Annotated in this window: 25 protein-coding genes; 17 read left to right on the top strand and 8 right to left on the bottom strand. The window is 50.3% G+C overall.

The window, feature by feature from the left end:
• Window positions 1-6 precede the first annotated feature (6 nt).
• The 4 genes from VK70_RS10530 to VK70_RS10515 are packed head-to-tail and all read right to left on the bottom strand — an operon-like array spanning window position 7 to window position 2,828.
• Complete coding sequence (locus VK70_RS10530; protein WP_025698673.1) at window positions 7-888, bottom strand: ATP-binding cassette domain-containing protein; 882 nt, start codon at window positions 886-888, stop codon at window positions 7-9.
• Entirely contained in the window at window positions 873-1,715 is an 843-nt protein-coding gene (locus VK70_RS10525) for an ATP-binding cassette domain-containing protein (RefSeq protein ID WP_025698675.1), read from the bottom strand. The genes VK70_RS10530 and VK70_RS10525 overlap by 16 nt, the downstream gene beginning before the upstream one ends.
• Window positions 1,712-2,260 carry a CD3072 family TudS-related putative desulfidase gene (locus VK70_RS10520; protein ID WP_046723253.1) on the bottom strand — a complete coding sequence of 183 codons (549 nt, stop codon included), beginning with the start codon at window positions 2,258-2,260 and terminating at the stop codon, window positions 1,712-1,714. Before VK70_RS10520 ends, VK70_RS10525 begins: the two co-directional genes overlap by 4 nt.
• A complete protein-coding gene (locus VK70_RS10515) occupies window positions 2,250-2,828 on the bottom strand; it encodes a CD3073 family putative ECF transporter S component (protein WP_025698046.1) in 579 nt (192 codons plus the stop codon). The genes VK70_RS10520 and VK70_RS10515 overlap by 11 nt, the downstream gene beginning before the upstream one ends.
• A gap of 564 nt (window positions 2,829-3,392) precedes the next feature.
• Here VK70_RS10515 and VK70_RS10510 point away from each other — a divergent pair.
• From VK70_RS10510 to VK70_RS10500, 3 genes are all read left to right on the top strand, one after another.
• Window positions 3,393-3,704: a PadR family transcriptional regulator gene (locus tag VK70_RS10510; protein ID WP_411431695.1), complete on the top strand. Its 312-nt coding sequence runs from the start codon at window positions 3,393-3,395 to the stop codon at window positions 3,702-3,704.
• Window positions 3,705-5,051 carry an FtsW/RodA/SpoVE family cell cycle protein gene (locus VK70_RS10505; protein ID WP_025698050.1) on the top strand — a complete coding sequence of 449 codons (1,347 nt, stop codon included), beginning with the start codon at window positions 3,705-3,707 and terminating at the stop codon, window positions 5,049-5,051.
• Window positions 5,052-5,112: 61 nt separating this feature from the next.
• Entirely contained in the window at window positions 5,113-5,652 is a 540-nt protein-coding gene (locus VK70_RS10500) for a hypothetical protein (RefSeq protein ID WP_025698052.1), read from the top strand.
• A gap of 76 nt (window positions 5,653-5,728) precedes the next feature.
• Here VK70_RS10500 and VK70_RS10495 read toward each other — a convergent pair whose 3' ends face one another.
• Window positions 5,729-6,163: a DUF4395 domain-containing protein gene (locus VK70_RS10495; RefSeq protein WP_025698054.1), complete on the bottom strand. Its 435-nt coding sequence runs from the start codon at window positions 6,161-6,163 to the stop codon at window positions 5,729-5,731.
• A 258-nt stretch (window positions 6,164-6,421) separates the two neighbouring features.
• Here VK70_RS10495 and VK70_RS10490 point away from each other — a divergent pair, with 258 nt between their 5' ends.
• Window positions 6,422-7,873 carry a DHA2 family efflux MFS transporter permease subunit gene (locus VK70_RS10490; protein WP_025698056.1) on the top strand — a complete coding sequence of 484 codons (1,452 nt, stop codon included), beginning with the start codon at window positions 6,422-6,424 and terminating at the stop codon, window positions 7,871-7,873.
• A 176-nt stretch (window positions 7,874-8,049) separates the two neighbouring features.
• Complete coding sequence (locus VK70_RS26450) at window positions 8,050-9,021, top strand: hypothetical protein (protein WP_052755996.1); 972 nt, start codon at window positions 8,050-8,052, stop codon at window positions 9,019-9,021.
• Between the two features lie 101 nt (window positions 9,022-9,122).
• On the opposite strand, the gene VK70_RS10480 is transcribed toward VK70_RS26450, so the two are convergent.
• Window positions 9,123-9,329, bottom strand: a complete 207-nt coding sequence (locus VK70_RS10480; protein ID WP_025690544.1) for a DUF1657 domain-containing protein — start codon at window positions 9,327-9,329, stop codon at window positions 9,123-9,125.
• 204 nt (window positions 9,330-9,533) lie between these two features.
• On the opposite strand from VK70_RS10480, the gene VK70_RS10475 reads away from it, so the two are divergent.
• Entirely contained in the window at window positions 9,534-10,394 is an 861-nt protein-coding gene (locus tag VK70_RS10475) for a DUF421 domain-containing protein (protein ID WP_025696510.1), read from the top strand.
• A gap of 214 nt (window positions 10,395-10,608) precedes the next feature.
• Here the strand turns inward: VK70_RS10475 and VK70_RS28295 are convergent, their stop codons facing one another.
• Window positions 10,609-10,755, bottom strand: a complete 147-nt coding sequence (locus VK70_RS28295; protein ID WP_155986934.1) for a hypothetical protein — start codon at window positions 10,753-10,755, stop codon at window positions 10,609-10,611.
• A gap of 132 nt (window positions 10,756-10,887) precedes the next feature.
• Between VK70_RS28295 and VK70_RS10465 the strand changes: the two genes are divergently transcribed.
• Together VK70_RS10465 and VK70_RS10460 are read left to right on the top strand one after the other, a co-directional pair.
• On the top strand, window positions 10,888-12,159 hold the full coding sequence (locus tag VK70_RS10465; RefSeq protein ID WP_046723251.1) for an MFS transporter: 1,272 nt from the start codon (window positions 10,888-10,890) through the stop codon (window positions 12,157-12,159).
• Window positions 12,160-12,246: 87 nt separating this feature from the next.
• Window positions 12,247-12,681, top strand: a complete 435-nt coding sequence (locus VK70_RS10460; protein WP_233277842.1) for a bacteriohemerythrin — start codon at window positions 12,247-12,249, stop codon at window positions 12,679-12,681.
• 126 nt (window positions 12,682-12,807) lie between these two features.
• Here VK70_RS10460 and VK70_RS10455 read toward each other — a convergent pair whose 3' ends face one another.
• Complete coding sequence (locus tag VK70_RS10455; protein ID WP_025695847.1) at window positions 12,808-13,146, bottom strand: winged helix-turn-helix transcriptional regulator; 339 nt, start codon at window positions 13,144-13,146, stop codon at window positions 12,808-12,810.
• Window positions 13,147-13,308: 162 nt separating this feature from the next.
• Between VK70_RS10455 and VK70_RS10450 the strand changes: the two genes are divergently transcribed.
• From VK70_RS10450 to VK70_RS10415, 9 genes are all read left to right on the top strand, one after another.
• Window positions 13,309-13,860 (top strand): NAD(P)H-dependent oxidoreductase, encoded by a 552-nt coding sequence (locus VK70_RS10450; RefSeq protein WP_025695848.1) that lies wholly within the window; start codon window positions 13,309-13,311, stop codon window positions 13,858-13,860.
• Window positions 13,861-13,882: 22 nt separating this feature from the next.
• Window positions 13,883-14,602, top strand: a complete 720-nt coding sequence (locus VK70_RS10445; RefSeq protein ID WP_324607999.1) for an SDR family oxidoreductase — start codon at window positions 13,883-13,885, stop codon at window positions 14,600-14,602.
• A gap of 188 nt (window positions 14,603-14,790) precedes the next feature.
• Window positions 14,791-15,927, top strand: coding sequence for a metallophosphoesterase (locus VK70_RS10440; protein ID WP_046723249.1), 1,137 nt, complete (start codon window positions 14,791-14,793; stop codon window positions 15,925-15,927).
• An 89-nt stretch (window positions 15,928-16,016) separates the two neighbouring features.
• On the top strand, window positions 16,017-16,181 hold the full coding sequence (locus VK70_RS28530) for a hypothetical protein (RefSeq protein ID WP_169733343.1): 165 nt from the start codon (window positions 16,017-16,019) through the stop codon (window positions 16,179-16,181).
• A gap of 238 nt (window positions 16,182-16,419) precedes the next feature.
• Window positions 16,420-16,800, top strand: coding sequence for a GntR family transcriptional regulator (locus tag VK70_RS10435; protein WP_025698347.1), 381 nt, complete (start codon window positions 16,420-16,422; stop codon window positions 16,798-16,800).
• Window positions 16,797-17,663 (top strand): ABC transporter ATP-binding protein, encoded by an 867-nt coding sequence (locus tag VK70_RS10430; protein WP_025698349.1) that lies wholly within the window; start codon window positions 16,797-16,799, stop codon window positions 17,661-17,663. The genes VK70_RS10435 and VK70_RS10430 overlap by 4 nt, the downstream gene beginning before the upstream one ends.
• Window positions 17,656-18,306: an ABC-2 transporter permease gene (locus tag VK70_RS10425; protein WP_025698351.1), complete on the top strand. Its 651-nt coding sequence runs from the start codon at window positions 17,656-17,658 to the stop codon at window positions 18,304-18,306. Before VK70_RS10430 ends, VK70_RS10425 begins: the two co-directional genes overlap by 8 nt.
• A gap of 88 nt (window positions 18,307-18,394) precedes the next feature.
• Entirely contained in the window at window positions 18,395-19,438 is a 1,044-nt protein-coding gene (locus VK70_RS10420; protein WP_025698353.1) for a tagatose 1,6-diphosphate aldolase, read from the top strand.
• Window positions 19,439-19,613: 175 nt separating this feature from the next.
• Window positions 19,614-20,000 carry a MerR family transcriptional regulator gene (locus VK70_RS10415; RefSeq protein ID WP_025698355.1) on the top strand — a complete coding sequence of 129 codons (387 nt, stop codon included), beginning with the start codon at window positions 19,614-19,616 and terminating at the stop codon, window positions 19,998-20,000.
• Window positions 20,001-20,015 lie beyond the last annotated feature (15 nt).

Below are 20,015 nucleotides of genomic sequence, written 5' to 3'. Positions count from 1 at the left end.
ATTCCCTCAATTTCTATACGACAAATTTTCGCGGCTCTTCAGGAAGCCGCTCACGGCTTCGGCCGCTTGAGATGGTGAGAGGAGTGTCCCCTCGTGAACTGCGCCGATCTCACGAAGTAGACGCGAGACAGTCAGAATCGGAGGTTCTTCCCATCCGAAGGCGTTTAATACCTGTGAGTCAGACAGCAGCCGGGAAGGTGGGCCGTCGGCAAGGAAGGCTCCTTCTTTTAGCGTCAGCAGGCGGGAGGCGTGGTCCAGGATTTCCTCCAGTTGGTGGCTGACCCATATGACAGTAATGCCCTCGTCCCTGTTCAGCGAATGCAGGAGGCTAAAGAGGGACGACCGCGACTGCAAATCCAGACCGGCTGTCGGCTCATCCAGAATCAGCACTTCCGGCTCTAGCACAACGACTCCAGCTATTGCCACTCGCCGTTTCTCACCGCCGCTGAGCTCGAAAGGACTACGGTCCTTGAATGCTTCGTAATCCAGTTCAACCGCTGCCATAGCTTTGCGTACTTTTTCCACCTGAACTTCAGGAGGAAGCTTTCGGTGACGCAGCCCGAACGCAATATCATCAAAGACTGTAGCCGCGAACAACTGATGCTCCGGGTATTGAAAAATAAAGCCGATCCGGTCGAACAGCTCCGGCCGACGATTGAGATGAGGATCGGTGCCGTCAAGCAGAATCGCTCCAGCCGAAGGGGCGATAAAGCCTTTCAGCAGCTGCAGGAACGTTGATTTGCCCGATCCGGACTTTCCGGCAATGGCCAGCATTTCTCCGCTTTCCACAGTCAGGCTAAGATCTTGAAGTACCCATGGACCGATAGGGGTCTTGTTTCTGCGCCCCTTCACATAGGTGAAACTAACATTGTTTAATCGGATTTGCATAATAAACCTCGCAATTCTTCCCCGTTCAGCTTCGCGGATGCGGGAATGCCGTAACCCCGAAGCTTTATCGCCAATTGCCTGTAATACGGCAGCTCCAAACCGCATTTTTTGAGGAGAGCAGAATCCAGTTCCAGTTGGGCCGGAGTCCCGGCAGCCGCGATCTTACCGTCTTGAAAAAGAAACCAGCGATCCGCTTCCATCACTTCTTCTAGATGATGAGTAATGTAAATTAAGGTTACAGGATATTCCTTCCGGACCTTGTTCAGCGTCTCGAAGAACTGACGCCGTGCCACGGGATCAAGCATGGAAGTGGCCTCATCGAGAATGAGACAGCGGGGGGAGAGCGCCAGAACCGCAGCCAGGGCCAGCTTCTGCTTTTCTCCTCCCGACAGATGGGTTACGGGACGGTCTTCATCGGCATCCAGTCCCACTAGCTCTATGGCCCAGGCGATCCGCCGGGCGATATCCTCCTGCGGCCAGCCGATATTGGACAGACCGAACGCAATATCTTCACCCACGGTAATTCCAACCTGCTGATTCTCGGGATTCTGGAATACAATTTGCACGGCCCGGCGAATGTTCTGAAGATCGTTCCGGTTTGTAGTCATGCGGCCTAGGGCAAGAACGGTTCCCTGGGTTGGAAGCTCAATACCGTTAAGCAGACGGGACAACGACGATTTACCGGACCCGTTGCGTCCCAGGAAAGCTACAAATTCCCCGGGCTCAATAGCAAGGGAGATGTTGGATAATGCCGGTCTATGGCTGGCGTCTGCTTCAGATTCGGCTGGCTCATAATAATAAAAAGTAACGCCTCGAATGTCGATCATGTCTGATTGCCGCCTTGTTTTCCCTTTATGCCAGCGGAGTTCTTATGTAGAGGTTCCCGCTGTCCTGCTGCGACCGGACCGAATACGCTGTTATCATGATCCGGATCAAAGATTCCGTCCGCCGTATTAGGAATTTGCCAGAAAAAATCGATGTTTACGCCGGTTTCCGCCGCGAGCTCCAGAAAGTCACGCATGAACACGCCTTTTCCGGGATCGCAGGAGGGGCTGCCGGAAATGCCGAGGCCTCCGACGATAGTGTAACCATGATCCTGATACACTTTCAGCTGCTCAACTGCTGGCTGTAAAATTCGGCGGTTGTGGGCGTGAAACTCCGGGGTATCGTATTCTTCCACGGTCATCGGAGGCCGCTCCGGACCGAGAAAGGTGAATTCGGGACAAGGCAGCTGAAAGATGCCATATCCCTGCTCGTAGGTCCAATCGACTGCCGCTTTCATTATGCCGGGACTACGAGCTTCGCCTTTCACAACGGCATTTTGGTTAATGACGCAATGGGAGGCAACAATTAATCGTTTGCTACGCAACATGGGTATTCCGTTTCTTGTAGCTGCGATGGTTTATTAAGGATTGCGGCAAGTTTTTCACAATATAGTAGACCAGAAGGGCCGACAGGATTTTGTCAATAAGATTTTCTCCAAGGCGGGGAAGGAATGCAGCGGCAAATAGGCTCGTCCCGGCCTGCTTCAGCCAGAGTACAGCCACGTCTTGAACGCCTCCGGTAAAGCCGCCGAACAAGCCGACCGCAATAATGGTGCCGACGATCGGGCACAGGATACCAAGCACAATGCCGGAGATTAGAGCGGAAGAGAAGCGGTAACCGTTCTTACGGGCCGAATAACCGACGACCAAACCGACGATCACATTAACAAGGGCGAAGGGAATGGCGGTGTAACCGGATGTAACACCGAGCACCAGATTCGTCAGGAGGCCGACCAAAGCGCCCCAGAGAGGTCCGAATACAGCTGCGATGAAGATGGTGCCTACTGTGTCCAGAAACAGGAAAGGAATTTTCAGATTGCTTACGACTGTGCCTGCAACCACATTAATGGCGACGGCCAGCGCCCCAAGCGTAATGACTAGTGTTTTTTGATTCATCGTATACCTCCTAAATTTTATGATTTATTTATTCCGATAAACCAATCGGATAAATAGGAATAGCTTTTATTGTATGAGGATTCTTCAATATGTCAATGGAATTATATTCAATTTTAATAGATAAAATGCAAAGGGTTGAATATTAAGAAGGCTGTACTCAGCTTATCGTGAATGCCATCTATTCTTTGTTAGGCTATTGTGATTGAAGCAGGACAGTGGTGATAATACGCGAGGGAGAAAGGGGTTAGGCCCGGCGTATGGGCTGCGAGGAATAGGATTGAGGAAGTTGATTAATGACATTAATAAATAAGATTAATCTCATTAATTAATCTGGCATTCGTCAGATAGAAAAGGGGTTAGAGTGTCGATAATTGACGGGAAATGAGGAATTTCATTAATCTGATTAATTAAAAATAACATTCTGAAACATCGCGCTAAACCCTATTCAATTCTTGGTATAATACATAGTATTGCTATGCATAGTAATAATAGGTATAATGATTGGTAAAGTTGTCCATTTGATGATGAAAGGAGGAGAGGGCGATTAAACTGAACAAGGAACTCATGAAAGGCAGCACCGGCACTATGCTGCTTACGCTGCTGAGCCGTCGGCCGCTGTATGGCTATGAGATGCTTAGGGAACTGGAACGCCGATCCGAAGGGGTATTTTCCCTCAAGGAAGGAACGCTCTATCCCATTCTGCACAGCATGGAAGCCGAAGGCTGGGTCGAAGCCTATTGGGAAGCCGTAAACGGCCGGAACCGGAAGTATTACCGGATAACGGACAAAGGAAGCAGGATATTAAACCAGAAGAAAACAGAGTGGGCCTTGTTCCGTAATGCCGTCGATTCCGTGATTGGGGAAGGAGGAGTATGAATGAAGGATTATAATGAGATGAGTCCTTATCTTAAACGAGTGTGCGCACAGGTAAGAGCGCGAGCCATACACCTGGAACTGCGGAGGGAACTTGGGAGCCATCTGATTGACCTGGCGAATGAAAGGGAGAGTCAAGGCTGGGAACGTGAGGAAGCCGTCCAGTGGGCGATGCAGCAGATGGGCGATCCCGAAACCGTTGGAAAGAGCCTTAATCGTATACATAGACCGAGAATCAATTGGGGATTGCTGGCGGGAGCTCTGTTGTTTGCGGGCAGCGGAATTATTGGGATGTTCTCTTTGAGCGGTTCCTCATACGCGGGTACCCAAATGAATACGGCCCTTCCCCAGTTTGGGGAAAAGCATCTTGGATATGTATGCATGGCGGTGATCCTGATGTTGATCCTGTCACTAGTGGACTATCGTAAGCTGAGAAGCCTGTCTTGGCCGCTTTACTTCCTGACATTGGCGGGTATGCTGGCTGTCCAATTCAGCGGGAATATGGTAAACGGGATTAACCGATGGTTAGTTCTCCCCTTACATTTCGCTATCGATGTGATGGGCTGGAATCCTTATCTGCTCATCATCGCTCTGGCAGGTATCTGGGTGGGCAGCGGAATTCAAAAGACAGGCGGAAAGCTCCCAATCAATGGGTGGCGGGCGATTCCGCTGATTGGAGTACCTTGTCTGATTTATTTGCAGGGGCCTGTCCTGCCAGAGATGCTTCTTTTTGCAGGAGTGTCCCTTATTCTGTTCGCCTGGTTATCCGGCAAATGGTTAAGAGTTGTTCTCTTGGCTGCGTTAGCGACCGCGGCGGGTTTACTGGCTGCATTTAATACGGATTATTATTTCGATAGGATCTCCGCTGCGCTAAATCCGACAATGTTCGCCGACGGCGCAGGATATACCCAGATCAAGCTGATCGAGGCTATCGCTTCCGCTGGATGGTGGGGTCACGGCTTTGGAGCGGCCAATGAACAGCTGCCTTACCTTTATTCCGATATGATTTTTCCGTATTTGATTTACACCTTTGGCTGGGCAGCAGGCTTCTTCCTTGCGGGGCTTATTCTTTGGTTTGTTATACGAACGATACAAGCTTGGTTCTCCGTGCATGACCTCTACGGTAAAACCTTAATTGCTGGCGTTGCGCTGATTCTTGCCTTTCAGCTTGTGTACGGGGTGCTCAAATTAAGCGGACACGCTCTCATCATCGACTTGCCGCTGCCATTTATCAGTTATGGCGGAAGCCATCTGCTGATCGAATACGGCGCGCTAGGGCTGCTGCTTAGCGTATATCGCAGAAAAGATCTTATTCCGGGCTCGTCCGCCTCACTCAGCAAGAAATTCTAGATATCCCGCATCGTTGAAGGAAATGCTACAATCATAAATATACACACCGGGAGGTCAACCAATGGGACGGGAAGTACAGTATGTGCCTTACGGCTATGAGCCGCAGGTTGAGAAACGCAGAGGGACGCTAATCTATTACGATTCCTTTGAGCATACGACCGATGAGGAGCTTAGAGCGGCGGCCCAGGCGGCGCTGGACAAAAACTTCAGTAAGCTAGTGCTCTATCCGCTGCATGAGGAAACGGTGCGCAGAATGTCCAAGGAGCCCGCCAGCTCATATTATAAAAGGGAAGACCGTCTCCACGAGTGGAAAAGGGAGCAGGGCGCTTCCTACATTACGGTGGAGAACCTGGAGGGCAAGCGGAAAAAGTATACGCCGATCGACTCGGCCCTGCGTCACTTAACCGAGCGTTATCCGGCGCCGCATTTTCTGTACCTTACTCTGGAGACGGCTAATCTGTTCGCCTCATTCTCCTCTTTCGAAGAATGGATTAAGAAGCTGCGCCTGCTCCTGCCGGAAGCGCCGCTCGCTCCACATCCCCGGCTTGAAAAGTTCCGCCATCGCTGGTCGGTTGTTGGCGAAGAGAACGACAGGGAGTAATGACCGTCAGGCTATGGCTTGAGACGGATAACAGTGCCGTCGCTGCCCGCAGCTTCCCTAAAAAAACAAGGCAGCCTCAGCGGGGGCTGCCTTGTTTCCGTCTATAGGTGTACATTTTCCATTGATAATGGATGAAACAGCCAATGCAGAAGCCGAGTATGGCAACGAAAGCCGCGGCAGCTACAATAGCGGTGAAAATATACGCCGAGATTAAATAGCCGCCAAGATAGCTGATGAGCCCGGCGGCCAGGCAGAGTACGGCGATGGTCTGATTGAAGCTTTGCTGATCCTCATCTTCGAGAATATAGGCGGAACGGTCTTTCCTCAGAAACCGGGCAGAGAGGCGGATCACAGGATTGAAGTGAAAAATAAGGCCGAGCAGCCCGGCGGCCAGCGGAATGGCCAGAAACCAGTAAAAGCCGGTTAACCAGGTCAGAAGCACGGACAAAACAATGACGGATTGATTGACCCTGACGAGCGGTCTGGGAATCCCCTTTAACGTATCGGCCATAATACCCACCTCGAATATTGGAATAATTATATTATAGTATCTTCCAGGCTATTATGAAAGTGAAAGACATTGACTTTTAGTTTAAAATTATGATTTTATTGAGTAGATTGATTGTTATCATGAATTGAGTAAGGGGATCAATCTTTTGCTGGAAACTTCTTGTGTTAGAACTTATGTTCGGTTATACTTTAAGCGCGTACAAGACATAGAGAGAAGAATACATTAAGATACCAGGAGGAATTAAGAGTGGGAGAAACTATGCAGTCTACAGCTATAGACCTGGAAAAGATCAGGAAAATGCCGATCCTGATCGCGCTGCTCCTTAGCGGCTTTATCGGCATGTTTAGTGAAACGGCGCTTAACGTCGCGCTTAGCGTATTGATGGACGCACTGAATATTACGCCGGCCACGGCCCAGTGGCTGACTACGGCTTATTTGCTGACCCTGGGAATTCTTGTGCCTATCTCGGGCCTGCTGCTTCAGCGGTTCACGACGAGACAATTGTTTATTGCCTCTTTGGCTTTCTCCATCATTGGAACGTTTCTGGCTGCCGCATCGCCAAGCTTCGGCTCTTTGCTGATTGCCCGGGTGGTGCAGGCGATGGGAACGGCGCTGCTGCTGCCGCTGTTGTTCAATACGATTCTGGTGCTTATTCCGGCTGAAAAAAGAGGCGCGGCCATGGGCATGATCGGCCTAGTCATTATGGTGGCACCTGCCACCGGCCCGACCATTGCCGGTCTGCTTATTGAGAACCTGAGCTGGCATTGGATTTTCTGGCTGCCGCTGCCGTTTCTCGTAATCGCACTGATTTTTGGCATGATATATATGCAAAATATAACGGAGGTAACAAAGCCCGCGATCGATTGGTTCTCGATTCTGCTCTCCACCGTCGGCTTCGGCGGCGTCGTATTTGGCTTCAGCAGCGCAGGAGAAGCGGATGGCTGGAACAATCCCAAAGTGCTCATATCCATCGCCGTCGGAGTTGTGTCGCTGGTGCTGTTCGTATGGCGCCAGTTGACGATGAAGCAGCCGCTGATGGATTTGCGCGCGTTCAAGTATCCGATGTTTGTCGTTGGATTGCTGATGATTTTTATCTGTATGATGGTCATTCTGGCCGCCATGCTGATCCTTCCGCTGTATCTTCAGAATGGACAAGGGTTTAGTCCGTTCAAGGCCGGGCTTATGCTGCTTCCGGGGGGACTTATCAATGGCTTGATGTCGCCGCTAATGGGCAGGCTGTTCGATAAATTCGGGCCGAAGTGGCTTGTTATTCCGGGTCTGATTATTGTTGCAGCGACGCTGTGGCTCTTTGCGGACATTAACCCGGCTTCCTCGGTTGCGTTCACGATTGTGCTGCACAGCGCGCTGATGATCGGCGTATCGATGGTGTTCATGCCGGCGCAGACGAACGGTATTAACCAGCTCCCGCTTGAGCTGTATCCGCATGGCACAGCCATTATGAACACGCTCCAGCAGGTTGCCGGAGCTGTTGGCACGGCGCTTGCCATCAGCATCATGACGGCTGGCTCCAAAAGTTACCTGGAGAGCGTGGAGAATCCGCAGGACCCGGTTCATCTGATTCCAGCTTTTACTCAAGGGGTTCAGCACGCCTTTATCTTCGCTACGGCACTGACCATTATCGGTCTCGTCATCGCTTTCTTCCTGAAGCGTGTTGTCGTCCGCCATCCGCAGGAAGGCTCTATGCACTAAACGAAATCCCAACTGTTCTAAAGGCCCTCGGCGGAATGCCGGGGGTCTTTTCGCCGAAATGGGAGCTGTTCTAGAACGAACGTGAAAGCTTCTTGTCTGTTCAGCTGCAACAAATTGCGGCGTGTGCGCGTCTAGAGGGTAATACACAGCATAACAACTAAGAAAGAAGGATGAACATGAAGACTCTACTTGCAACATCCGCAAAAATAAAAAGAGGGGCGCTGCTCGGTCTGGCGATCGCTTTGGGCTCCGGGGTAGGCGCAGCGGCATTGGCCCCTTCCGTATCGGCAGCTTCGGCTGTAACCGCCGAACAAAGCTTAAGCGTATACAACCAATTCCAGAAATATTTGAAAAACTCGGTAAAGACGCCAACAAGCTTAATCCAGGCGCGTAATTATTTACTAAATAATATAAAAAGAGCCGATTCCTGGCGGGCAACCGTCATGGTGCTTCAGCTCGAAAATGCGCAAAAGGCGAGACTGAACGCTTTTTCCGAGAAGTTCTTTCCGGAGAAGGTACAGAAGGCAATTGACGCTGCTGTCCGCAAGAATGGGCTGCAAACGGGACTCACCTACAGCAGCTTGCTGAACACCATTAGAGATCCGGGCGTTCGCGCCATATTGACCGAATCTTACGGTTACGGCTATAAGCTGGAGACCAGTGAAGGCATGTACTACCCCGTAATGCATTACGAGGGGTTCAAATTCTTTAAGCCTTATATCGGGAAGGATATCGCCGCCTATATTGATCTGATGGCTGCCGATTCCAATAAGCCGGCCCTGAGCGATGCCGCCATTGTCATTACATGGGATGAGCTGATTAATCGGGCGCTTGCCCTGGAATCCTTTGTAAAACAGTACCCGAAGTCCAACCGCACCGCTGCGGTTAAAGACAAGCTCCAACTGATGGAGATGTTCGTCTTTTACGGCTCCAACAATACACCTGCCTATGAATATGGCACGAGCGGGCAACCAACTACCATCGATCCCAAGCTAAGACAAGCCTATGAAAAGGCGGTGCAGAACGGGACGGGGGACAGCAGAATTTTGAAGACGATCAAGAGTGTGCTGGGGCTTCTGGATGCGAGCGGCAACAGATGGAACGGGAATATCGAGAAATTTTTGCAGGAGTTTAAGCAGTTTGGATGAAAATGAGGATGTGCCGGGTGACCGGTGTGGATCGTAAGCTAACGAAAAGAAAGGCCTCACTCCCCACTGACCGGTGGAGAATGAGGCCTTTTGCCTTTTTATTAAAACCCTTTGTATTGTGGCTCTTCATTTTCCAGGTCCTGAACCCGGCTTTCCACTTGTTGTACGATTTGCTGAGTTTGCTGCGCGGCACTAGTGAACAGTGTTTTGGCTTGCTGATTTTGAGTGCTCAGTGCGAACTGTTCAAGGCTGGCTTGAGCGCTTTTCAGTGATGAAAGGCAAGTTTTTACATCGGAAGCTACAGTCATTGTTAATTCCTCCTGTGTTGGCGTAATGTATTGGCGTAATGTAATGAGCCGTTCACTAATATTTGCTCTTTAGGCAGCATTTATTCACCGGTCGGTGTTTTGTTAGGACAGAAACAGCAACGGGACATTTTCGCATAGTTTTGCAAGCCCCGAGAAATAATGAACTTGTTAAGAACACCAAGAAACAATGAGGAGGGCGCTCAAATGCCAACTTGGCTGGAGGTTATTTTTCGGACCATGTTCGCGGTGGTCGTACTTTTTCTGTTAACAAAGATGCTTGGCAAAAGACAGGTATCCCAGCTTTCTTTTTTCGAATATATTACGGGGATTACGCTTGGCAGTTTGGCAGCTTACGTCTCGATGGATACGGATAAGCACTGGCATCTGGGTATGATCGCGATTCTGGTATGGACCGTTATTTCTTTTGGAATCGAATTTCTGCAGCTCAAGAGCAAGAGAGCCAGAGACTTTATCGATTTTAAAGCGACTGTGCTGATCAAGGACGGCAAGATCCTCGAAGAGAATATGAAAAAAGAGCGTCTGACGACGGACGAGCTGCTGGAAATGCTGCGGGGAAAGGACGTATTCAAGGTGGCCGATGTGGAGTTTGCAATTATGGAGTCAAGCGGAGAGATCAATGTGCTGCTGACTCGCGAGAATCAACCGCTTACTGCGAAGCATCTGGGAATTAAGGTGGCTCCGGAAAAAGAAACCCAGGCTGTCATTATGGACGGAAAATTGATGCCTGAAGCGCTTGATATGATGGGGAAGACTCCAAAGTGGCTGCTGGATGAGCTTGAGAAGCAGGAGCTTAACTTGCAGGACATTTACTTGGGCCAAGTCGATGCCTACGGGGATCTGACTGTCGATTTGTATGCAGATAATGCTCAAGTCCCTCAGCCGCAGGAGAAGCCGGAGCTATACGCCCTGTTGAAAAAATGCGAAGCCGATTTGGAACTGTTCGGACTGTCCGCTAATAATAAGGACACCAAAAAGCTGTACGAGCAATGCTCGTCCCAGCTTCAGGGAGTGATTGACGAGCTTAAACCGCTGCTGACTACTTAAAGCACAAGACGCAGCAGCATCAGCGACACAATGCCCACTGTCACTATTCTGAATTTCGTTACTGACATCCATTGTTCCACCGCCATTCCAAGAGTCGCCGCTATAACTGTTGCCGCAATGACCCCGGCAGTGGGGGAGATCCATAGAGAAACGCCGACCGCTACTGCTGCGGCAGTCAGACCGACAATCGTATCGGTGCGAATTTTGCGCCGGCTCAGAATGACAGGACCAGCAGTCCGATGAACATGGCCGGCAGCGCATAATCAAGGCCAAGCCGCTCAGGGCTGGCAATCCACTGTCCAAGGAGGGCGCCGGCAATATTGGCGGCGCACCAGTTTACATAAGCCGTGATATTAAGCACGTGCATCCACTTTTCGCTGATTCTTAGTTCTTTTATATGGGTCAGCCTCTGCCCTGGTAATTGTAGCAATCCCGATTATATGATATATAAGCAATGATAGATAAAGATAAGGATAGGGATAGGAGTGAAGGGATGCCGCTAAGAAATAAAGCTCCCCGGTGGTATTATGGCTGGACTGTGGTATCGATCGTTTTTTTCGTATTGCTGGTATCGGCGGGCATTAGTTCGATTCCTAGCGTATTGATGCTGCAGTTTGAAAAAGAATTCGGCTGGAGCCGCTCTGCGGTGTCCGGCGCATTGTCGATCCGCATATTTCTGTACGGGTTGATGGGACCTTTCTCCGCTGCGCTGATGACCCGCTTTGGCGTTCGCCGCATCATGCTGCTGACGCTGGGTTTGCTGGCGGGCAGCTTAGCGTTAACATCGTTTATGACGGAGCTCTGGCAGTTCATCGCGCTTTGGGGTGTTGTCATAGGCCTGGCCACAGGGGCATTGGCTAACGTGCTGGGCGTTACGGTGGCAGGGCGCTGGTTCGTGAAGCACAGAGGGCTTGTTGTTGGCATTCTTACGGCCAGCGCGGCGACGGGGCAGCTGCTGTTCCTGCCTCTTCTGGCGAAGATCTCGGTTGGGCTCGGCTGGCGTTTTTCCATTTACACAACCATCGCGGTGTTGATCGTGCTGATTCCCATTGTGGCGGTTTGGATGAAAGATCATCCTTACAATGCCGGTGTTCCTCCGCTTGGAGAGACGGAGATCGTTCCGCCCGCACCGCTCTACGGCAATCTGTTTCTTGCTCCGCTGCTTGCGCTGAAGGATGCGGTGAAGAGCGGCACATTTTGGCAGCTGGCAGGCACTTTTTTCTTCTGCGGATTCTCGACCAACGGCCTTATCGGCACGCATCTGATTCCGGCCTGCGGCGACTTTGGCATCCCGGTTGTGACGGCTGCGGGGCTGCTCGCCCTGATGGGAATGTTCGATATGGTCGGTACGACGCTGTCGGGCTGGCTGTCCGACCGTTTTGACAGCAGATGGCTGCTGTTCTGGTATTATGGCCTTCGGGGATTGTCGCTTATCTTCCTGCCCTACGCATTGAACGGGGGTTATACGCTTCTGCTGGTATTTGCCGTATTCTACGGGCTGGACTGGATCGCAACCGTGCCGCCGACTGTCAAAATAACCGCTGATCATTTTGGCAGAGAGAAAGCGGGGATGGTATTCGGCTGGATTTTGGTCGCTCATCAGCTCGGCGCTTCAGCGGCCGCTTACGGCGCCGGCGTGATGAGACAATGGCTCGGCAGTTACACGGTTCCTTTCGTGACCGCAGGCTTTCTGTGCTTGTTCGCCTCGTTGCTGGCTATTAGAGTGATAAATATGCGTAAATCAGCTGCTGCCATTGAAGCCTGAGAAATCAGGCTTTTTTTGTCGTGTGATGTTGTTAACTGTTTTTTCCAGTCGAAAGAGAGAGAATGAAGAGAAGAATAATTGAATTTTATGGCAAAAGGAAGCGATACGGACATGATAGCCTGGCGGGAATCGTACGAAATTGGAGTAGAGAAAATCGATTGTCAGCACAGACAGCTGCTGGTCAAGCTGAACGAGTTCTTTGATGCCTGCTCGAATCAGCAAGGGCGCGAGAAGATCGAAGAGACACTCAAGTTTTTAAAGGACTACACCATTGAGCATTTCGGCAGTGAAGAGGAATTGATGAATGACATCCACTTCCCGGAATTAGCTGAGCATCAGAAGGAGCATGCCGATTTCGTCAAGACGGTTCTTGAGCTGGAAGAAGCAATCCAGACCAAAGGTGTCTCCGTTCTGACTACCATCAAGCTGAACCGCACTTTGACGGACTGGCTGATTACCCACATTAACAAATGCGACAAGCTGATTGGGGATTACATGGCCGAACAGCGTGCGAAAGCGTAGTATCTGGTACATAGCAACATAGCAAGCGGTTTTTTAAAAAAGCGGCAGCCGGGGCGGCGATTGCGTCCTGAACTGCCGTTTTTCTTATACTGAGGTCAGCCGGAAACTTCCGGTTGGCTTATTTTTTTACAAATGCAACCCAAATCTCTTTAATTCAATAAAAATCCCCTCAAGCCGTTTCCCTTTCTCCGTTAACGTATATTCTACACGCGGAGGAACCTCCGGATATACCGTTCTTTCCAGTACCCCATGGTCCTCCAATTCTTTAAGACGAAGCGACAGTGTCTTCGGACTAATTCCATCCATGGATCTCAGCAGGTCGCTGAAACGCATCGTTCCTTCGATAAGCAGATCCCGAATAATTAAAAAGGTCCATTTCGTCCCAATGACATCCAGCGTTTTGGCAATGGGGCAAGGCTCGCCCGGTGTTCCTTTGGTCAGAACGATCGGTTCGACTTTACTCATCGAAGCATCCTCCCAAAAATATTTTTGACTTGATATAGCTTATCATACCACAATAATATCCTTTCGGAAACTATATGAATTAAATATCACTACTTCCATAAATGAATTTACTGCATATATAATATCGTTGTGATCAGATCTACCAATAAGGAGATGGAGACAATGAAAAATATACTTATCATTAACGGTCACCAAAAATATGGTTCAGCAGAGGGGAAATTGAACCAAACCCTGGTGGATAGCATGGTGAGTTATTTAAGTGAACAGAATCAAGTGCAAACCACAACGATTCAAAACGGATACAACATCCTAGAAGAGCATAAGAAATTTCTTTGGGCGGATGTAGTCATTTACCAAACTCCGATCTACTGGTTCAGTGTTCCCGGGCTGCTCAAGACGTATATGGATGAAGTTTATGAATACGGCGTATTTTTCAAGGGTGCGGATGAATATGGAAAAGGCGGGCTGTTAACCGGCAAGAAATATATGTTCTCGACAACCTGGAATGCCCCGGAAAAAGCATTTAACGATCCGGCGCAGTTCTTTAAAGGGGAGAGCTTGGAAGGAGCGCTCGCTCATTTGCACCGTGTGCAGGAATTTCTCGGCATGCAGCCTTTGAAGAGCTTCGCTTGCTACGATGTCATCAAAAATCCGAAGCTGGACAAATTCGTATCCGAACTGGGTGCGCATTTAAATGAAGTGCTGAATTACTAATATATCCCATAAAATAGGAGGAATTCTCATGCTGCAAAATCAAAAAATCGTAATTATCGGCGGAAGCTCCGGCATTGGCCTGGAAACCGCTAAACAAGCAATTGCTCTTGGAGCAGAAGTGATCATTGCCAGCCGCTCGGAAGACAAACTGCAGAAGGCGAAAGAGCAACTGGGAGCCAAGGCTGCGGCTTATACGTTGGATACGACGGATGAACAGCAGGTACAAGCTTTTTTTGAAAAAATCGGGACGTTCGATCATCTTGTCGTTAGCGCGGCGGAAACATCCGGCGGGTCCTTCCTTCACACGGATACGGCGCAAGCCCGTCAGTTGTTCGAGAACAAATTTTGGGGTCAATACTATGCCGCTAAATACGGGGCGCCGAACATTGCAGCGAACGGTTCAATTACCTTATTCTCTGGCGTAGTCGCCTATAAATCGATGGTTGGATCGTCTGTATTGGGCGCGGTTAACGCGGCGGTGTCGAGTCTTGGCCAAACCTTGGCTTTGGAACTTGCTCCAATCCGTGTGAATATCGTGTCGCCGGGTATTATCGATACGCCTTCACGCAGCAAAATGGCTGAAGACGCGCGCAATGATTTCTACACTGCGGTAGCAGGCAAACTCCCGGTTAAGCGGGTGGGCAAAGCGGAGGATGTCGCACAAAGCGTACTCTACCTGCTCCAAAATGGCTTTGTGACCGGAACCGTCCTTCACACGGAAGGCGGACATATTTTAACATAATTGCTTTGGCAGCAAGAACATGGAAGCCGTCTCTCTCTCCTGCGGGAAAGAGGAACGGCTTCCTTTTTTTGAACGTTTACAAACTGTGGAGTCACACGTAATATTGGGCACAAGTGCATTTAGTATTATAATAAAGAATGATATTCTATATATCCGCATAGAGAAATATGGTCAAAGGAGACATAGGAATGAAGAGAATAAGATTGATCCTTTCCATTGCTGGAGGCGTACTGCTGCTCGGCCTGGTCAATTTCTATATCGGCTACCATGCGTGGCTGCTTGTACGGAATTGGCTTCCCGGGATGAGCCAGACAGTGTTCTGGCCGGTCTTTTGGGTAATCGCTCTAGCATATATTATTTGCAGAACTCCCCTGCCGCCTGTTCTTAAGCCGCTCGCCAGATTTCTTAAGGTCATCGGCTCGTATTATCTGGCCCTGATGCAGTTTGCTATCATTCTATTGCCCGTGGCTGATTTGCTCTACTGGATTTTATCCCTTGCTGGCACCGATGTTTCCGGTTATATATCCGAAGCGGGCGCGGTAATTGTGGCGCTGCTGGCGGTATTTATCGTGTGGGGCTCCCGGAATGCGTGGAGCACGGTGCTGCGCGTTCACACGCTTGGGCTTCCCAAGCAGTTTGAGAGAGATCTAACGATCGCCGTCGCATCCGACCTTCATCTTGGCGACATTGTCGGCAACCGTCATTTGAAGAAAATGGTCAACCGGATGAATGCGATGCAGCCGGATATTGTTTTATTTGCGGGGGATGTGCTTGATGACAGCGTGGAGCCGTTCGTCCGCCACCGGATGAGCGAGCAGCTAGGCAAGCTGAAGGCCCGTTACGGCGTGTTCGCCGTGCTGGGCAATCATGAATATTATGGCGGGGATATCAAGAAATATACGGATCTAATGAACGAAGTTGGCATACGCGTGCTTCAGGACGAGGTAGCCGAGACCGCCGGAGTATACATTGTAGGCAGGAAGGACAAAGCGGCGGAGAGTATGGACAGCGAAGGCCGCAAGAGTGTCGCCTCCCTGCTGGAAGGTCTGGATTTGACGCGTCCCGTCATCATGATGGATCACCAGCCGACAGGATTTGAGGCCGCCGCCAAGGCCGGCGTTGACGTGCTTCTCTCCGGGCACACGCACCGGGGACAAATCGCGCCCATCCACTGGATTACAAGACGTCTGTTCGAGCTGGACTGGGGCTATCTGAATAAAGAGAATCTGCATGTCATTGTTTCTTCCGGATATGGAACCTGGGGTCCGCCGATCCGCCTGGCCAGCCGGTCGGAGATCATCGGCCTGTCGCTTAACACTAATTAATGGAGCGTACTAGGGCAACCATGCATATTTTTCCTTCCAGACCGAGACACTATTTAAGGTATCAAAGAATGGTTAAGGAGAGAATTGCCATGAGTCCCGACAAAAATTTGATCAACACGGTAAAAGATTTGGAGAAGACGGCGCCGACCTCCCATGAGGCTAATCAGATGGAGCAAGAGCAGATGGACCGGCGCAAGGAAATGCTTCGCAGAGACAAAGGCTACAAGGAGAATGAGCAAAGCTCCTACGAATAAGGCTAGACGGCGAACAAAATTAAGGCTGGAGCAAAATACAAATAGAGCAAGGCTTGCATGGCACCGGTATCCGGTGTCTTTTTTTTGCACATTCTGCTGCCAAGAGCGCAGGGTGTGCTTTTTTGACTTCGTTGAAGCCCAATTGCAGGAAAAAGAGGGGAATATCGTTGACAAAAATGGTTATATTGTATATATAATATATATACATTAATTACATTGCAGCGGAATGAGGTGAAGGATGAACATTATTTTATCCAACTCATCGGGAGAACCGATTTATGCGCAGATTGTAAGCCAGATCCGGCAGTTGATTTTACAGGGCGAGCTTACCGCAGGGGCCCCCCTGCCTTCGATCCGTCAATTGGCTAAGGATTTGCAGATCAGCGTCATTACGACAAAGCGTGCATACGAGGAATTAGAGCGGGAAGGTCTTGTCAATTCTCTAGTGGGGAAAGGCTCCTTTGTGTCCGGTATGAATCAGCAGTACATCCGTGAACAGCGATACCGGCTCTTGGAGGACAAGATGAAAGAAGTGTTGGAGGAGAGCAGACTGCTGGGGATCGGGTTTGCGGAAATGGTAGACATATTCAAGACGCTGGGCGAGGAGGAGCAAGAATGAGCAATGTGGTGGAAATTCGGGGAGTTTCGAAGTCTTTTGAACGGTTTGCGCTGAATCAGGTGCAGTTTGAGGTGAAAAAAGGGTTTATCACCGGATTGATCGGACCCAATGGCGCCGGGAAGAGTACGCTGATCAAGATTATGATGGATATGGTGCGTCCCAGCAGCGGGGAGGTACGAATCTTCGGCAGTATGCTTGCGGATAACCCAGGCCTCAAGGAACGCATCGGGTACGTCTCCGATGAGAACTATTTCTATGAGAATATGACGATCCGGAATATGAGAAAAATGATTGCTCCTTTTTATCAACATTGGGATGATGCAGCCTTTACCCGGTACCTGGACCTGTTTGAGCTGTCCGAAAAGTCCAAAGTCAAGGACCTGTCGAGAGGGATGAAGATGAAGTTCTCGCTGGCGGTGGCGCTGTCCCACGATGCGGACCTGCTGCTTATGGACGAACCGACCGCTGGGCTCGATCCTGTCTTCCGCAGGGAACTCTTGGATTTGCTCGGGGAGCAAATACTCGACGAGAACAAGTCGATCGTCTTCTCGACTCACAATACGACGGATCTCGACCGGATCGCGGACTATATCGTTTTCATGAACCGGGGGAAAGTCGTCTTCAACGACAATAAAGATAAAATACTGGAACGGTATGTGCTGGTCAAGGGCGGTCGCGAGCTGCTGGACAAGGATGTACTGAAGTATTTTGTCGGGGTCAGGGAAGGGGCTCACGGGTTCGAAGCCTTGGCGCCGGACCGGCGGGAAGCGGAAAGGGCGTTTCAGGGAAATGCGCTGCTCGAAGCGCCGACGCTGGAAGATATTATGTATTTCACTGTAAAAGGAGGCAAGGCTCATGTCTAATCTCGTTTCCTTGATCCGCAAGGATTTTATGCTATCCCGAAATTATCTGTTATTCTTGTTTGCCTATCTCATTTTTATGTCCATTATGAATACGGGAAGCGCGCCGTTCGGGTTGAGTCTGCTTGTAACAATGCCCGCTATGATGATGCTTCTTACCACCTGCCTGCAGGATGTCCGAAATGTGAATATCAGATTCTCGCTCAGTCTTCCGGTACACCGTAGAATGATCGTGGTCTCCAAATATGTATCGGTTCTGCCCTTTACCCTAATTGGCGTTGCATTTACTCTAGTAATGTCTCAGGTGTTGCCGCAGCTGGGATATGAAGGTCTGAATATAAGCTGGAGTGAAATGGGGGTCTCTATTTTACTGGTACCGCTGATCGCCTCGATCTACCTGCCTCTTTTCTACTGGCTAGGACCCAAGGGATCCCAATATGTAAATACCGTGTTTTTTATGATCGTTATCTTCGGCACAGCCAATTTGGGAGACATCATTAATGCGATACCGGGGCTGAAGACCTTTATTCTGGAGAGCGCGGCTCTGGGTCTCGAAAAATGGCTGGTCGGAGGCGCCGTCTACATCGTATTTATCGCGGCTTCTTACTTGATTTCTTTACGTCTGTTCTCCACCCGGGATTTGTAGTTTCCTGGTTGATCTCCATCCTGACGGTTAAATACGAAATAGCGGGGCAACTGTTGGGCCATATTAGGAGATGAAGGAGGAACGACAGATGAGTGTGAGAATATCCAAAGGAAAATACGACCGGCTGCTTAAGCTATCCGATGACCGGGGGCTGTTTGTGGCGACGGCGATTGATCAGCGGGGTTCACTTAGAAAATCGCTTGGGAGCGCGCTTGGAGGCGAAGCGGATGCACGGCATGTTGCGGAATTCAAAAGATTGGTATCCGAAGAGCTGACGCCATACTCCAGCGCCATTCTGCTCGACCCGGAGTACGGCTGGGATGCGGCGGCGGTCCGGCATAAAGATACCGGCCTGCTGATCGCTTATGAAGAAACCGGCTATGATGCCACGGAAAAAGGGCGGCTGCCGGATCTGCTGCCGGAATGGTCGGTGCGGCGTTACGCGGAAAAAGGCGCCGATGCCGTCAAAATTCTGATGTATTACGACCCGGACGACGACGAGAAGATCAACACGATTAAACATGCCTTTATTGAACGGGTCGGTGCGGAATGCGATTCCGTCGATATCCCGTTTTTCTTCGAGGCCGTCACTTACAGCGATACCCTCAAGGACTCCGCCAGCGCGGAATTTGCCAAAGCCAAGCCGGAAAAGGTGAAAAAATATATGCAGGAGTTCACCCAGCCGAAGTACAAAATCGACGTGCTGAAAGTGGAGGTTCCGATTAACCTGAAGTACGTGGCGGGCACCCGGGCCAACGCAGGCGACGAAGCCGTGTATTCGCGAGAAGAGGCGATAGCGCATTTCAAGGCTACGGCGGGTCTGACGAGCGTACCGTTCATTTATTTAAGTGCGGGCGTTACTAATGAAACGTTCATGGAGACGTTGGAGCTGGCCGGAGAAGCCGAAGTTCCTTTTTCCGGCGTGCTGTGCGGACGGGCAACCTGGCAGGATGGCGTCGAGATCTATGGGAAGCATGGAGCCGAAGCGCTGCGGGCGTGGCTGAAGGACGAAGGTGTGCGGCGAATGATCCGTCTGGGTGAAATTTTGTCCAAGGCCGCGACCCCCTGGTGGGATTTCTATGGCGGCAGGGACAAGATCGAGGTTGTGGAACGGGAAAAAACAGGAGTCTAACTTTGATAGTAAGGCGGCTTCACGGACGTTTTTCGTCTGTTGAGGCCGTTTTTTTATGGAATGGAACACACTCACACATTTTACAGGACTTGAAATCCGGTGTTGACTTCAAGTGCACTCGAAGGTGTATGATGAGAACGAAATAGAGTCCTGAAGCGGAAAGGAGGATACGCGGATGGCCTTAACCATCAAAGAAGCTGCCGAACAGACGGGTCTTACCGTCCATACCCTGAGGTATTATGAACAGGAAGGACTCTTGAGGGCGCTTAAACGGGATGAGCGGGGGAATCGGCTGTTTGAGCCGGAGGATCTGGACTGGCTGTATTTTATCCGCTGCTTGCGGGACACCGGAATGCCTGTGGCTAAGGTGAAGCATTTTGCCGAGCTGGCTTTCAAGGGCGACCACACCATGAGGGAACGTCTGCAAATTATGCAAGACCACCAGCGCTCGACGGAGCGGAAGGTGGAGGAAATGAAATCGTTCTTGGAGAAAATCACGCACAAGACGCTATGGTACGAAAATTTGGTCCGTGAAAGGGAACAAGCGGCGGAAAAAGTATGATCGCGCGGCATTATA

The sequence above is a fragment of the Paenibacillus durus ATCC 35681 genome (assembly GCF_000993825.1).
In the GTDB taxonomy this organism is placed as follows: domain Bacteria; phylum Bacillota; class Bacilli; order Paenibacillales; family Paenibacillaceae; genus Paenibacillus_AQ; species Paenibacillus_AQ durus_B.
This window is presented reverse-complemented; position numbering and strand designations above follow the sequence as displayed.

Excerpts from the sequence above, each read along its gene's own strand:
- VK70_RS10530 (WP_025698673.1), bottom strand. The coding sequence starts at position 888 with ATGCAAATCCGATTAAACAATGTTAGTTTCACCTATGTGAAGGGGCGC.
- VK70_RS10525 (WP_025698675.1), bottom strand. The coding sequence starts at position 1,715 with ATGATCGACATTCGAGGCGTTACTTTTTATTATTATGAGCCAGCCGAA.
- VK70_RS10520 (WP_046723253.1), bottom strand. The coding sequence starts at position 2,260 with ATGTTGCGTAGCAAACGATTAATTGTTGCCTCCCATTGCGTCATTAAC.
- VK70_RS10515 (WP_025698046.1), bottom strand. The coding sequence starts at position 2,828 with ATGAATCAAAAAACACTAGTCATTACGCTTGGGGCGCTGGCCGTCGCC.
- VK70_RS10510 (WP_411431695.1), top strand. The coding sequence starts at position 3,393 with ATGAAAGGCAGCACCGGCACTATGCTGCTTACGCTGCTGAGCCGTCGG.
- VK70_RS10505 (WP_025698050.1), top strand. The coding sequence starts at position 3,705 with ATGAAGGATTATAATGAGATGAGTCCTTATCTTAAACGAGTGTGCGCA.
- VK70_RS10500 (WP_025698052.1), top strand. The coding sequence starts at position 5,113 with ATGGGACGGGAAGTACAGTATGTGCCTTACGGCTATGAGCCGCAGGTT.
- VK70_RS10495 (WP_025698054.1), bottom strand. The coding sequence starts at position 6,163 with ATGGCCGATACGTTAAAGGGGATTCCCAGACCGCTCGTCAGGGTCAAT.
- VK70_RS10490 (WP_025698056.1), top strand. The coding sequence starts at position 6,422 with ATGCAGTCTACAGCTATAGACCTGGAAAAGATCAGGAAAATGCCGATC.
- VK70_RS26450 (WP_052755996.1), top strand. The coding sequence starts at position 8,050 with ATGAAGACTCTACTTGCAACATCCGCAAAAATAAAAAGAGGGGCGCTG.
- VK70_RS10480 (WP_025690544.1), bottom strand. The coding sequence starts at position 9,329 with ATGACTGTAGCTTCCGATGTAAAAACTTGCCTTTCATCACTGAAAAGC.
- VK70_RS10475 (WP_025696510.1), top strand. The coding sequence starts at position 9,534 with ATGCCAACTTGGCTGGAGGTTATTTTTCGGACCATGTTCGCGGTGGTC.
- VK70_RS10465 (WP_046723251.1), top strand. The coding sequence starts at position 10,888 with ATGCCGCTAAGAAATAAAGCTCCCCGGTGGTATTATGGCTGGACTGTG.
- VK70_RS10460 (WP_233277842.1), top strand. The coding sequence starts at position 12,247 with ATGGCAAAAGGAAGCGATACGGACATGATAGCCTGGCGGGAATCGTAC.
- VK70_RS10455 (WP_025695847.1), bottom strand. The coding sequence starts at position 13,146 with ATGAGTAAAGTCGAACCGATCGTTCTGACCAAAGGAACACCGGGCGAG.
- VK70_RS10450 (WP_025695848.1), top strand. The coding sequence starts at position 13,309 with ATGAAAAATATACTTATCATTAACGGTCACCAAAAATATGGTTCAGCA.
- VK70_RS10440 (WP_046723249.1), top strand. The coding sequence starts at position 14,791 with ATGAAGAGAATAAGATTGATCCTTTCCATTGCTGGAGGCGTACTGCTG.
- VK70_RS28530 (WP_169733343.1), top strand. The coding sequence starts at position 16,017 with ATGAGTCCCGACAAAAATTTGATCAACACGGTAAAAGATTTGGAGAAG.
- VK70_RS10435 (WP_025698347.1), top strand. The coding sequence starts at position 16,420 with ATGAACATTATTTTATCCAACTCATCGGGAGAACCGATTTATGCGCAG.
- VK70_RS10430 (WP_025698349.1), top strand. The coding sequence starts at position 16,797 with ATGAGCAATGTGGTGGAAATTCGGGGAGTTTCGAAGTCTTTTGAACGG.
- VK70_RS10425 (WP_025698351.1), top strand. The coding sequence starts at position 17,656 with ATGTCTAATCTCGTTTCCTTGATCCGCAAGGATTTTATGCTATCCCGA.
- VK70_RS10420 (WP_025698353.1), top strand. The coding sequence starts at position 18,395 with ATGAGTGTGAGAATATCCAAAGGAAAATACGACCGGCTGCTTAAGCTA.
- VK70_RS10415 (WP_025698355.1), top strand. The coding sequence starts at position 19,614 with ATGGCCTTAACCATCAAAGAAGCTGCCGAACAGACGGGTCTTACCGTC.